This is a genomic window from Streptomyces sp. NPDC000404, assembly GCF_040300365.1.
GTDB lineage: Bacteria > Actinomycetota > Actinomycetes > Streptomycetales > Streptomycetaceae > Streptomyces > Streptomyces ramulosus.
Genome location: NZ_JBEPDN010000007.1, coordinates 367,894 through 380,754 on the forward strand (window position 1 = coordinate 367,894; position 12,861 = coordinate 380,754).

Annotated in this window: 8 protein-coding genes; 6 read left to right on the plus strand and 2 right to left on the minus strand. The window is 72.7% G+C overall.

From position 1 onward, the window contains the following. Window positions 1-15: 15 nt before the first annotated feature. Window positions 16-240 carry a hypothetical protein gene (locus tag ABT345_RS16165; RefSeq protein ID WP_345089407.1) on the plus strand — a complete coding sequence of 75 codons (225 nt, stop codon included), beginning with the start codon at window positions 16-18 and terminating at the stop codon, window positions 238-240. A gap of 63 nt (window positions 241-303) precedes the next feature. On the opposite strand, the gene ABT345_RS16170 is transcribed toward ABT345_RS16165, so the two are convergent. Both ABT345_RS16170 and ABT345_RS16175 read right to left on the minus strand, forming a co-directional pair. Continuing rightward, window positions 304-1,377, minus strand: coding sequence for a metallophosphoesterase (locus ABT345_RS16170; protein WP_386461072.1), 1,074 nt, complete (start codon window positions 1,375-1,377; stop codon window positions 304-306). 405 nt (window positions 1,378-1,782) lie between these two features. After that, complete coding sequence (locus ABT345_RS16175; RefSeq protein WP_037680208.1) at window positions 1,783-2,883, minus strand: LacI family DNA-binding transcriptional regulator; 1,101 nt, start codon at window positions 2,881-2,883, stop codon at window positions 1,783-1,785. Between the two features lie 399 nt (window positions 2,884-3,282). Here ABT345_RS16175 and hisC point away from each other — a divergent pair, with 399 nt between their 5' ends. The 5 genes from hisC to ABT345_RS16200 all read left to right on the plus strand — a co-directional run bounded on the left by hisC (window position 3,283) and on the right by ABT345_RS16200 (window position 12,788). Continuing rightward, a complete protein-coding gene (hisC, locus tag ABT345_RS16180; protein WP_345089416.1) occupies window positions 3,283-4,362 on the plus strand; it encodes a histidinol-phosphate transaminase in 1,080 nt (359 codons plus the stop codon). A gap of 261 nt (window positions 4,363-4,623) precedes the next feature. Beyond that, window positions 4,624-6,129, plus strand: coding sequence for a cytochrome ubiquinol oxidase subunit I (locus tag ABT345_RS16185; protein WP_345089419.1), 1,506 nt, complete (start codon window positions 4,624-4,626; stop codon window positions 6,127-6,129). 10 nt (window positions 6,130-6,139) lie between these two features. Further along, entirely contained in the window at window positions 6,140-7,141 is a 1,002-nt protein-coding gene (gene cydB / locus ABT345_RS16190; protein WP_345089422.1) for a cytochrome d ubiquinol oxidase subunit II, read from the plus strand. A gap of 153 nt (window positions 7,142-7,294) precedes the next feature. Next, complete coding sequence (cydD, locus tag ABT345_RS16195; protein WP_345089425.1) at window positions 7,295-10,924, plus strand: thiol reductant ABC exporter subunit CydD; 3,630 nt, start codon at window positions 7,295-7,297, stop codon at window positions 10,922-10,924. 118 nt (window positions 10,925-11,042) lie between these two features. Beyond that, window positions 11,043-12,788, plus strand: coding sequence for a GAF domain-containing sensor histidine kinase (locus ABT345_RS16200; protein WP_345089428.1), 1,746 nt, complete (start codon window positions 11,043-11,045; stop codon window positions 12,786-12,788). The last annotated feature ends 73 nt before the right edge of the window (window positions 12,789-12,861 follow it).

Below are 12,861 nucleotides of genomic sequence, written 5' to 3' on the forward strand. Positions count from 1 at the left end.
ACACAGGGGTGGCACATGAAGTGGGTGGGCGTGGTCTGGTTGCTCCGGCATGCCGGGGAGTTCGGATTCAGCCAGGGCGTGCTGCACGGCACGATCGGCACGCTCGCCGTGCTGCTCCTCGCCGTACTCCTGGGCTTCGGACTCCACCGCGTCGACCGCATACGCCGCATCCGTCACGCGCCGCTCGCGCTCGCCACGATCTTCTTCTGCGCCGGGACGGTCTGGCTCGCCGTCACCTGACGCGCCGAAGGCCCCGACTCCGTACGATGCCCGGCCGCCTCGGAGCGCGCCGGGCATCAACCGTCAGGGCGCCAGCGGCAGTTGGGTGACCAGCAGCTTTCCGGCCATGGTGACGCCGCCGTCCATCGCGATGGCCAGGCCGTCGGCGTAGACGTGCGGCCCCTCGACCGCGACCTGCTCGCCGTCGCTGTCCTCCGTGCCGACCTCGCCCAGCAGATACGGGATCGGGCTGTGGCCGTGCACGACGCGCGTGCCGCCGTAGGTGTCGAGGAGGCGGCGCGCGGCCTCGGCGCCGGAGTCGTCACGGAACGCGAAGCGCTTGGTGAACTTCCGGAAGAGATCCCAGACTTCATCGGCGTCGCTGCGGGTCAGCACGTCGTGGACGGTGTCGTTGACGCCCTCGATCGAATCGCCGTACTCCAGGTACGCGGTGGTGTCGGAGTGCACCAGCAGATGCCCGTCCTCCTCCGTCACGGCGTCCAGCCGGGCCATCCACTGGAGGTGGTGGTCCTCCAGGCGGTCCATGTCGGTCTTCTGGCCGCCGTTGAGCAGCCAGGCGGCCTGGAACGACGCGGTGCCCGCACCCGACTGGACCGGCGTGTCGCCGAACCGCTTGGCGCCCAGCAGCAGCAGCTCGTGGTTGCCCATCAGCGCCTTGCAGTACCCGCCGGCCGCCGCCGCCTCGGCGGACAGCTGCATGACGAGGTCGATGACGCCGATGCCGTCCGGACCGCGGTCGGTGAAGTCGCCGAGGAACCACAGCCGGGCGTTGCCCGCGGCCCAGCTGCCGTCCGCGTCGATCAGGCCCTCGGCGGTCAGCGCCGCGCGCAGCTCGTCGTAGTAGCCGTGCACATCGCCGACGACGTAGAGCGGACCGGGACCGGCGGTCGCCTCGCCCTCGCTCTCCGGGGCGGGCAGGAGATGGACGGCGGGCTGGTCGATGAGGGTGTCGGTGCGTCCGGCGCCGATGACCGGAAGATCACGGGCGGTTGGCGTGTACCCATCGGGCAGTTCGGCGGACTCCGGCGGCGCGGCGGGCGCGGGAGGCGGTGCGGGGACGTTGTCCTGCGGCGGCCTTGCCGGGGCACCGTCGAACGGTCCGGGCGGCGGTGAGGACGCCGGAGTGTGTGCCGCCATGGTCCACGCCATGGGTCCCTGACCGGCCCCCTGAGTCATTGACCCCTCCACCATTGCGCCGCCGTGTACCTCTCGGACCTTTGCCTGGTCGACGGCGGTCCGCGGTGTCGTTCGCCCATCATAGGAACGCTGCTCGCGGGTTGTGACGCACCAGGGGGTGGTCAATCCGCCGGAGCCCGGCGTTCCCGGATGTTTTCTCCCGAGATCAACCCGATTTTTCCGGACGCCGAACCAGGGCGCCCGTTCACCGCCGGGGCCTGCGCCCCGCCGATTTTGGGAGCGTACCCGCCGATCGGCCCGTGATCACGGCCCACGGCCCACGAGTGCGGTGCCGTTGCGCGCAGAGGGCGCCGGCCGGGGACACCGTACGACGCCCCGTGGCCGGCGCGCCGCTCGCGGGCCGGGTCAGTCGCCGGCCGGGCCGCGCGGCGGACTGACGGTCGTGCGGGGCGAGCGCCGCTGGGACGACGTCCGCACGATCAGATCCGTCGGTATGACCTGCTCGACGGGGCCCTCGGTGGCCAGCCCCTCGATGGCGTCGATGAGGATCTGGACGACGGCGGTGCCGATCCGGCGGGGCTTGAGGGAGAGCGTGGTGATCGGCGGCTCGGTGGTGGCGTAGACGGTGGACTCGCTGCAGCACACCAGCAGCAGGTCGTCCGGTACGCGCAGGCCGTAGCGGCGCGCGGCGGCGAGCAGGTCGGTGCCGTTCGGGTCGAAGAGCCCGTAGACGGCGTCGGGGCGGTCCGGGCGGGCCAGCAGCCGGTCGGCGGCGACGGCGCCCGCGCAGGGGTCGTGCGCCGGGTAGGACTCGTAGACCGGGTCCTGGCCGACGCGCTCGCACCACTGCAGGTAGGCGGTGGTGGACAGGCGGGTGTAGGTGTCGGTCGTGGTGCCGGTGAGCAGGCCGATGCGGCGGGCGCCGGCCGCGGCGAGATGGTCGAGGAGGCCGAGGACGGCGGCCTCGTGGTCGTTGTCGACCCACCCGGTTACGGGCAGCGAGCCACCGGGGCGGCCGTCGGAGACGACGGGGAGGCCGTGGCGGACGAGTTCGGTGACGACGGGGTCGCCGTCGGCCGGATCGATGACGACGGTGCCGTCGAGGGCGACGTTGGACCACACGTCGTGGCGGGAGGTCGCGGGGAGGATGACCAGCGCGTATCCGCGGGCCAGCGCGGCGGAGGTGGCGGCTCGCGCCATCTCGGCGAAGTAGGGGAATTCCGTGAAGGTGAAAGGTTCATCCCCGTACGTGGTCACGGTCAGGCCGATCAACCCTGACTTGCCGGTACGGAGCGTGCGGGCGGCGGCGGACGGGCGGTAACCCAGCCGGTCGGCCACTTCGCGGACGTGGCTGCGGGTGGCGTCCGGGAGCCGGCCCTTGCCGTTGAGCGCGTCGGAGACGGTCGTGATCGATACACCGGCCGCGGCGGCCACATCCCGGATGCCTGCCCGCCCCAGCCGGCGACCGGTCGACCGGCTCACCTGGTGGTTCCCTGCTGCTGTCATGGCGAGCCGATAGTAGGGCTCGGAAAGCCCATTGGAGGGGATCGCCTGGCGTACCTGCGCAGGAACATTTCTGCATGGTGATGCGCCGTCAATTTCCATGTAATGAAAGGTAGTTAGCAGGAGGCGTGATGGTTCGCTGGGCTGGTGGGGGTGTTCGCCTGGCGATGTTCCCAGGTCTCGAAGAGGTCTCAAGTCACCTTCACGGGGGACGCGCGCCAGGGAGCGAGCCACCGGCGCACGATTTTTTGGAGTGCGCCCCTTGTGCGGCCGGGCGGCGGGGACGGTGGGCGCGCCCCGGTCGGTGTCCGTGATCGTTCCGTGGGGGCTGCCGCGGGGCGGGGGAATCCTCATAAGGTGTGGAGTATTCGTGTCGAGCGGGACGGTCGAGGAGGACCTGCGGTGAGCGAGAAGACCCCGAAGCTGCGTGCGGCGCTGGACGGCATCCCCACCTACAAGCCCGGCCGGCCGGCGGCGTCGGACGGGCCGGTGGCGTACAAGCTGTCCTCCAACGAGAACCCCTACCCCCCGCTGCCCGGCGTCCTGGAGCGGGCCGTCGAGGCGGCGGGCGCCTTCAACCGCTACCCCGACATGGCCTGCACGGGGCTGATGGCGGAGCTGGCCGAGCGGTTCTCGGTGCCGGTGGAGCATCTGGCGACCGGTACCGGTTCGGTGGGCGTGGCACAGCAGCTGGTACAGGCCACGGCCGGGCCGGGCGATGAAGTGATCTACGCCTGGCGGTCGTTCGAGGCGTACCCGATCGTCACGCAGGTCTCCGGGGCCACCTCGGTGAAGGTGCCGCTGACCTCCGGTGAGGTGCACGATCTGGACGCCATGCTGGCGGCGATCACCGACCGCACCCGCCTGATCTTCGTCTGCAACCCCAACAACCCCACCGGCACCGTGGTCCACCGGGCCGAGCTGGAGGCGTTCCTCGACCGGGTGCCGGACGGGATCCTGGTGGTGCTGGACGAGGCGTACCGCGAGTTCATCCGCGACCCCGAGGTGCCGGACGGCATCGATCTCTACCGCGACCGCCCCAACGTCTGTGTGCTGCGGACCTTCTCCAAGGCGTATGGCCTGGCGGGGCTGCGGGTCGGCTTCGCGGTGGCGCACGAGCCGGTGGCGGCGGCGCTGCGGAAGACGGCGGTGCCGTTCGGCGTCAGTCAGCTGGCGCAGGAGGCGGCGGTGGCGTCGCTGCGGAGCGAGGCGGCGCTGCTGGAGCGGGTCGACGCGCTGGTCGCCGAGCGGACCCGGGTGGCCGCGGCCCTTGCCGGGCAGGGCTGGGAGGTGCCGCCGTCCGAGGCCAACTTCGTCTGGCTGCGGCTGGGGGAGCGGACCGGGGAGTTCGCCGAGGCGTGTGAGCGGGCGGGCGTCGTGGTGCGGCCGTTCGCGGGTGAGGGAGTGCGGGTGACGATCGGCGAGAGCGCGGCGATGGATCTGTTCCTGAGCGCGGCCGAGGAGTTCCGCAAGACTCTGTGACAGTTTTTGGCCAGAGGTCGCGGATCCTTGGGATCCGCGACCTTTTGCGTTCCCGGGTGGTTTAGCCGCAGGTGAGCGCGGTGTAAAGGTCGCGTCGAGGGCGTGACCGCGGTCACGTACCCCCCGTCCAAGAAGGCCGAAGTCGTAGGAGATAATTGCTTGTGAATGTGAACGCGTTCACAAGCGCGCCGTTTATGTCCCGCTTCACTGCGTGCATAAAGGGCAAAAGCCGTAGTGGAACGGCGACGTAAGGAGAACGACGTGGAGCTGGCGTTGGCGCCAGAGACTTTGGCGCGATGGCAATTCGGCATCACCACCGTCTACCACTTCCTCTTCGTGCCCCTGACGATCTCCCTGGCGGCGCTGGTCGCCGGACTGGAGACGGCGTGGGTGCGGACGGGCAAGGAGAAGTACCTCCGGGCCACCAAGTTCTGGGGCAAGCTTTTCCTGATCAATATCGCGATGGGCGTCGTCACCGGCATCGTCCAGGAGTTCCAGTTCGGCATGAACTGGTCCGACTACTCGCGCTTCGTCGGTGACATCTTCGGCGCCCCGCTCGCGTTCGAGGCGCTGCTGGCCTTCTTCTTCGAGTCCACCTTCATCGGGCTGTGGATCTTCGGCTGGGACAAGCTGCCGAAGAAGATCCACTGCTTCTGCATGTGGATGGTCTCCATCGGCACCATACTGTCGGCCTACTTCATCCTCGCGGCCAACTCCTGGATGCAGCACCCGGTCGGCTACAAGTACAACCCCGCGAGCGGCCGGGCCGAGCTGACCGACTTCTGGAAGGTGCTCACCCAGGACACCACGCTGGTCGTCGTCTTCCACACCCTCACCGCCGCCTTCCTCACCGGCGCCGCGTTCATGGTCGGCATCTCCGCGTACCACCTGATGCGCAAGAAGCACGTCACGGTGATGCGGACCTCGCTGCGGGTCGGGCTGGTCACGCTGGTGCTCGCCGGCATGCTCACCGCGATCAGCGGCGACACGCTCGGCAAGGTGATGTTCAAGCAGCAGCCGATGAAGATGGCCGCCGCCGAGGCGCTGTGGGACAAGGAGGAGCCCGCGCCGTTCTCCGTCTTCGCCTACGGCGATGTCGACAAGGGCCACAACAAGGTCGCCATCGAGATCCCCGGCCTCCTCTCCTTCCTCGCCCACAACGACTTCTCGTCGCCGGTGCCCGGCATCAACGACGTCAACAAGGCCGAGCAGCAGCGCTTCGGACCGGGCGACTACCGGCCCAACATCCCCGTCGCGTACTGGGGCTTCCGCTGGATGATCGGCTTCGGGATGACCTCCTTCGCCATCGGGCTGGCCGGGCTCTGGCTGACCCGGAAGAAGTTCTGGCTCGCGCCGGGACTGCGGACCGCCGACGACGAGCCACCCCGGCTCGCGCTCACGAAGAACACCGCGCTCGGCGCCCGGCTGACCAAGTGGTACTGGTCGCTGGCGTTCGTCACCCTCGGCTTCCCGCTGATCGCCAACTCCTGGGGCTGGATCTTCACCGAGATGGGCCGCCAGCCGTGGGTCGTCTACGGCGTGCTGCGCACCTCGGACGCGGTCTCCCCCGGGGTCTCCCAGGGCGAGGTGCTCACCTCGATGATCGTATTCACCGCGCTCTACGCGATCCTCGCCGTCGTCGAGGTCCGGCTGCTGGTGAAGTACGTCAAGGCCGGACCGCCGGAGCTGACCGACGACGACCTCAACCCGCCCACCAGGATCGGCGGCGACTCCGACGCCGACCGGCCGATGGCCTTCTCGTACTAAGGGGGCGACTGTGCAACTCCACGACGTCTGGTTCGTCCTCATCGCCGTGCTCTGGACGGGCTACTTCTTCCTGGAGGGCTTCGACTTCGGTGTCGGTGTCCTCACCAAGCTGCTCGCCCGCGACCGCGCGGAGCGGCGCGTCCTGATCAACACCATCGGCCCGGTCTGGGACGGCAACGAGGTGTGGCTGCTGACCGCCGGCGGCGCGACCTTCGCCGCCTTCCCGGAGTGGTACGCCACCCTCTTCTCCGGCTTCTACCTGCCGCTGCTGGTGATCCTCGTCTGTCTGATCGTGCGCGGGGTCGCCTTCGAGTACCGCGCCAAGCGCAGCGGGGAGCGGTGGCAGCGCAACTGGGAACACGCGATCTTCTGGACCTCGCTGCTGCCCGCTTTCCTGTGGGGTGTGGCGTTCGGCAACATCGTGCACGGCGTGAAGATCGACGCGCACAAGGAGTACGTCGGCTCCGTCCTGGACCTGCTCAACCCGTACGCGCTGCTGGGCGGGCTGGTCACGCTGACGCTCTTCACCTTCCACGGCGCGGTCTTCACGGCGCTCAAGACGCTCGGTGACATAAGGGGCCGGGCCCGCCGGATGGCGACCGGGGTCGGTCTGGTCGCCGCGGTGCTGGCGGTGGCGTTCCTGCTCTGGACGCAGGCCCACCGGGGCACCGGCGCCAGCCTGGCCGCGCTGGTCGTGGCGGTCGTCGCGCTGGTCGCGGCGCTCGGCGCCAACCAGATCGGCCGGGAGGGCTGGGCGTTCAGCTTCTCCGGCCTCACGATCGTCGCCGCGGTGGCGATGCTGTTCCTGACGCTCTTCCCGAACGTCATGCCGTCGACGCTGAACGACGCCTGGAGCCTCACCGTCACCAACGCCTCGTCCAGCCCGTACACCCTGAAGATCATGACCTGGTGCGCCGGGATCGCGACGCCGATCGTGATGCTCTACCAGGGCTGGACGTACTGGGTGTTCCGCAAGCGCATCGGCACCCAGAACATCGCCGACGCCCACTAGGTACGCGGCGTCCTCCCGCCGAGGAGGTCGCCACCGGGGCGGTGCCGGATCTCCTGCCGGGGACCGGCGCCGCCCGGACCGCCAGCCCGAGCCCGCCGGGCGGCCCCGCTCCCCGGGGCGGCGCCAACCGGCTTGCCAGGACGGATGTTTCACGTGAAACCCATCGACCCGCGCCTGCTCCGTCACGCCCGCGCCACCCGTGGATTCCTTGTCGCCGTGGTGCTCCTCGGGCTGGTCGGCGCGGGTCTCGTCATCGGCCAGGCGATGCTCATCGCCGAGATCGTGGTCGGTGCCTTCCAGCAGGGCCACGACCTCGGCGACCTGGCCGTTCCGGTCGCGCTGCTCGCCGCCGTCTCCGCCGGACGCGGGCTGGTCTCCTGGCTGACCGAACGCGCCGCGCACCGCGCGAGCGCCGCGGTCAAGTCCGAGCTGCGGACCCGGCTGGTGGAGCGGGCGGCGCTGCTCGGCCCGGGTGCGGCCACGCGGCGCAGCGGCGACGGCGCGGCGGCGCCGGACGGCGGCGGGACGCCGGACGCGGACGGCGGTGAGCGGCGCACCGGTGAACTCACCACGCTCGCCACCCGCGGCATCGACGCGCTGGACGGCTACTTCGCCCGCTATCTGCCGCAGCTCGGCCTCGCCGTCGTCGTCCCCGTCGCGGTGCTGGCGCGGATCGTCACCGGCGACTGGATCTCCGCGCTGACCATCGTCGTCACGCTGCCGCTGATCCCGCTGTTCATGATCCTCATCGGATGGGCCACCCAGTCGCGGATGGACCGGCAGTGGCGGCTGCTGTCGCGGCTCTCGGGTCACTTCCTCGACGTGGTCGAGGGGCTGCCGACGCTCAAGGTCTTCGGCCGGGCCAAGGCCCAGGCCACCGCCATCCGCGCGCTGACCGGCTCCTACCGCCGGGCGACCCTGCGCACCCTGCGGATCGCGTTCCTCTCCTCGTTCGCGCTGGAACTCCTCGCCACCCTCTCCGTCGCGCTGGTCGCCGTCGGCATCGGCATGCGGCTGGTCCACGGCGAACTCGACCTGACCACCGGGCTGATGGTGCTGATCCTGGCGCCCGAGGCGTATCTGCCGCTGCGGCAGGTGGGCGCGGAGTACCACGCGGCGGCGGAGGGCCTGGCCGCCGCCGAGGAGATCTTCGCCGTGCTGGAGACGCCGCTGCCGCCCGCCGGGACGGCCCCGGCGCCCGCCGGCACCGCGCTGAGCATCGACGGTCTCGCCGTCCGCCACCCGGGCCGGAGCACCCCCTCGCTCCCGGAGACGTCGTTCGAGGTCCGGGCGGGCGAGACGGTCGCGCTGACCGGGCCGTCCGGCGCCGGGAAGTCCACCCTGCTCGCCGCCGTCCTCGGCTTCGCCGCGCCGTCCGCCGGCCGGGTCCTCGTGGACGGCACCGACATCGCCACGCTCGACCCCGAGAGCTGGCGCGCCCGGATCGCCTGGGTGCCGCAGCAGCCGCACCTCTTCGCCGGGACGCTCGCCGAGAACGTCCGGCTGGCGCGTCCGGACGCGGACGACGCGGCGGTGCGCCGGGCGCTGCGGGACGCGGGCGCGCTCGACTTCACCGAGGCGCTCCCGGACGGCACCGCCACCCGCATCGGCGAGTCCGGCGCGGGACTCTCCGCAGGTCAGCGGCAACGCATCGGGCTGGCACGGGCGTTCCTCGCCGACCGGCCGATCCTGCTCCTGGACGAGCCGACCGCCAATCTGGACGGCGCGACGGAGGCGGGCGTCGTCGACGCGGTCCGCCGGCTGGCCGCCGGGCGCACGGTGCTGCTCGTCGTCCACCGGCCGGCGCTCCTGGCGGTGGCCGACCGGGTGGTGCGGCTGCCCGACCCGGCGGCCGATGCGGCACAGACGGCCGGGCCGGAGCGCGCCGGGGCGGTGCGGGAGGCGGCACCCGCGGCCGCTCCCGAGGAGGCGGCCGGGCCCGCGGCGGCGCCGGACGCCGCTGACGCGCAGCCCGCCGGCCGTTCCGCGCCCGCCCGGCTGCGGCGGATGGCGCGGGCGCGCCGGAGGCGGTTCGCGCTGGCGCTGCTGCTCGGCAGCCTCGCGCTGGGCAGCGCGATCGGGCTGATGGCGACGTCGGGCTGGCTGATCTCCCGGGCCTCGCAGCAGCCCCCGGTGCTCTATCTGATGGTGGCGGTCACCGCGACCCGCGCGTTCGGCATCGGCCGCGCCGTGTTCCGGTACGCGGAGCGGCTGGTGGCGCACGACGCGGTGTTCCGGATGCTCGCCGACGTGCGGGTGGCGGTCTACCGGCGGCTGGAGCGGCTGGCGCCCGCCGGGCTGCGGGAGCGACGCCGCGGCGATCTGCTCTCCCGGCTGGTCGCCGACGTCGACGCCGTGCAGGACCATTTCCTGCGCTGGCTGCTGCCGGTCGGGGCGGCCGTGGTGGTCGGCGCGGGCACGGTCGGCTTCACCGCCTGGCTGCTGCCGGAGGCGGGCGCGGTGCTCGCCGCCGGGCTGCTGCTCGCCGGGGCCGGGGTGCCGCTGCTGTCGGCCGTGCTGTCCCGGCGCGCCGAACGCCGGCTGGCCCCGGCCCGCGGCGCCCTCGCCACCCGCGTCGTCGACCTGCTCACCGGCACCGCCGAGCTGACCGTCGCGGGTGCGCTCGCCTCCCGGACCGCGGCGGTGAAGGACGCGGACGGGGAGCTGACCCGGATCGCGTCCCGCTCCGCGCGGGCCGCCGGGGTCGGCGCCGGGCTGTCGGCGCTGCTGAGCGGGCTGACCGTCACCGCCTCCGCGGCGTTGGGCGTCCAGGCGGTGCACGCCGGGCGGCTGGACGGCGTCCTGCTCGCCGTCGTGGTGCTGACGCCGCTGGCCGCCTTCGAGGCGGTGGCCGGGCTGCCGCTCGCCGCGCAGTACCGGCTGCGGACCCGCCGCGCCGCCGAGCGGGTCTTCGAGGTGCTGGACGCGCCCGCGCCGGTCCGCGAGCCGGAGGCGCCGAAGGCCGCACCGGACACGCCGTTCCCGCTGGTCGTACGGGATCTGACGGCGCGCCACCCGGGGCAGGCGGCCGCGGCGCTGGACGGGGTCGGTTTCACGGTGGACGCCGGGCGGCGGCTCGCGGTCGTCGGGCCGTCCGGCTCCGGCAAGACCACGCTGGCGCAGGTGCTGCTGCGGTTCCTGGACCGGGAGGCGGGCGCGTACACGCTGGCCGGGACGGACGCCGCGGAGCTGGACGGTGACGCGGTGCGGCGGCTGGTGGGGCTCTGCGCGCAGGACGCGCACGTCTTCGACAGCTCGCTGCGCGAGAACCTCCGGCTCGCCGCACCGGAGGCGAGCGGCGACGACGACCTGTGGGCGGCGCTGGAGCGGGCGCGGCTCGCCGGGTGGGTGCGGTCGCTGCCGGACGGGCTCGACACCATGGTCGGCGAGCACGGCGCGCGCCTCTCGGGCGGCCAGCACCGCCGGTTGGCGCTGGCCCGGGCGCTGCTGGCCGACTTCCCGGTCCTCGTCCTGGACGAGCCCGCCGAGCATCTGGACCTGGCGACCGCCGATGCGCTCACCGCCGATCTGCTGGCCGCGACCGAGGGCCGCACCACGGTCCTGATCACCCACCGGCTCACCGGGCTCGACGCGGTCGACGAGATCCTGGTGCTGGACGGCGGCCGCGCCGTGCAGCGCGGTGGCTACGCGGAGCTGGCCGCGGCGGACGGCCCGTTCCGCCGGATGCTGGAGCGCGAGCGTGCGGTGGACGCGGTGTACGGGGCAGGGGCCGGGATCGTGGCGCAGGGGCGCGAGGCCGTGGCGGGGGCGGCGCACGGGTAGGGGAGCGCGCCCCTGCCCGCCTGGGGGAGCCCGCCGCGGACGTACCGGTTCCGGGCGCGGGCCCGGTCGCCGTCGAGGCCGCAAACACCAATAAACCAGCCCGTATTAGGCTCGGGGTATGGCAGCCACCGAAGGGTCTTCCGTACCGCAGGACGCCGGGCGCCCCGGGGCGGACACCGACGCGTTGCAGGCCGCCACCGAGGCGACCCGCAGCCTCCAGGGGCTCTCCGCCGAGCTGACCGCACGGGTGCCGCGCCTGATGGAGGCGATGCGCACCGTCGGCGCCGGACTCGACCTGCACATCACGCTGGACCGCATCGTGCAGACCGCCGCCGAGCTCGCCGATGCGCGATACGCCGCCATCGGCATCATCGACGAGGCGCGCGAGGGCCTGTCGGACTTCGTGACGTACGGCGTGACCGCGGAGGACCGGCGGCGCATCGGCGCGCTGCCCGACGGCCACAAGGGGCTGCTCGGCGCGCTCATCCACGATCCGCAGGCGGTGCGGCTGGCCGACCTCACCCAAGACCCCCGCTCGTGCGGCTTCCCGCCGGGCCATCCGCCGATGCGGACGTTTCTGGGCGTGCCGATCCGCGTCCAGCACGAGATCTTCGGCAACCTCTACCTGACGGAGAAGAACGGCGGCGGCGAGTTCAGCGAGGAGGACCTGCACATGGTGCGGGTCCTGGCCACCGAGGCGGGCATCGCCATCGGCAACGCCCGCCTCTACGCCGCGACCCGGCAGCGCGAGCACTGGATCGACGGGTCCGTGGCCGTCACCACCGAGCTGCTCAAGGGCAGCGATGTCGACGACGCGCTCGCCGTCGTCGCCGAACAGGCCCGCCGGCTGGCGGATTCGGCGGCCGGGATCGTGCTGCTGCCGGACGAGGAGGGCGGCATGGAGATCGTCGCGGTGTCGGCGGACGACCCGGTCGGCATCATGGGCACGCAGATCCCGCCGGACAGCCCGGTGACGGAGCAACTGCTGGCCGGGGAGCCGCTGTTCCTCGACGACTCGGCCACCGACCCGAGGATGGTCACCGCGCTGGCGCCGCGGTTCGGGCCGAGCATGATGCTGCCCCTCAAGAGCGACGGCCGGGTCCTGGGCACCCTCGCCGTCCCCAGGGAGCGCGGCGCCCGCCCCTTCACCGCGGCCGAGCGCACCCTGGCCACGCAGTTCGCGGCGCAGGCGGCGCTGGCGCTGGTCCTGGCCGACGCCCAGCGCGACCGCGCCCGGCTGGCCGTCTACGAGGACCGCGACCGCATCGCCCGCGACCTCCACGACCTGGTCATCCAGCGGCTGTTCGCCACCGGGATGCTGCTGGAGAGCGCCCAGCGGCGGGCCGTGGTGCCCGAGGTGAAGGAGAACATGGCCAAGGCGGTCGACGAGCTGGACGTGACGATCCAGGAGATCCGCACGGCGATCTTCGCGCTCCAGCAGGAGCCCGCCGAGGCGCCGTCCGGGCTGCGCACCCGGGTGCTGCGGGAGATCGGCACGGCCGCCGTCCCGCTGGGCTTCCGCCCGTCGGCGTCGTTCATCGGCCCGGTGGACGCCCGGGTGGGCGAGCTGACCGGCAAGAACCTCATCGCGGCGGTCCGCGAGGCGCTGTCGAACGCGTTCCGGCACGCGCGGGCGGCGCGGATCGAGGTCGTCGTCGATGCGACGGTGACGCTGCCCGACGGCACCGACGGCGTTCGGCTGACCGTCGCCGACGACGGCATCGGCATCCCCGCGGACGGCCGCCGCAGCGGCCTGCGCAACCTCGCCAAACGCGCCGAGGCCCTGGGCGGGTCGAGCACCCACGGCCCCGGGATCGGGCCGGACGGCGGCGGGACGACGGTGGTCTGGGAGGCGCCGCTGTGAGGGAGCGCGCGGCGCCGCGGGGCGCGCGGGGGAGTGGCGGGGCATCGGTGGGGCGTGCGGGGCGCCCGTACGC

Bases quoted from the DNA above. Each gene is read 5' to 3' on its own strand.
- ABT345_RS16165 (WP_345089407.1), top strand. From the start codon at position 16: ATGAAGTGGGTGGGCGTGGTCTGGTTGCTCCGGCATGCCGGGGAGTTC.
- ABT345_RS16170 (WP_386461072.1), bottom strand. From the start codon at position 1,377: ATGGCGGCACACACTCCGGCGTCCTCACCGCCGCCCGGACCGTTCGAC.
- ABT345_RS16175 (WP_037680208.1), bottom strand. From the start codon at position 2,883: ATGACAGCAGCAGGGAACCACCAGGTGAGCCGGTCGACCGGTCGCCGG.
- ABT345_RS16200 (WP_345089428.1), top strand. From the start codon at position 11,043: ATGGCAGCCACCGAAGGGTCTTCCGTACCGCAGGACGCCGGGCGCCCC.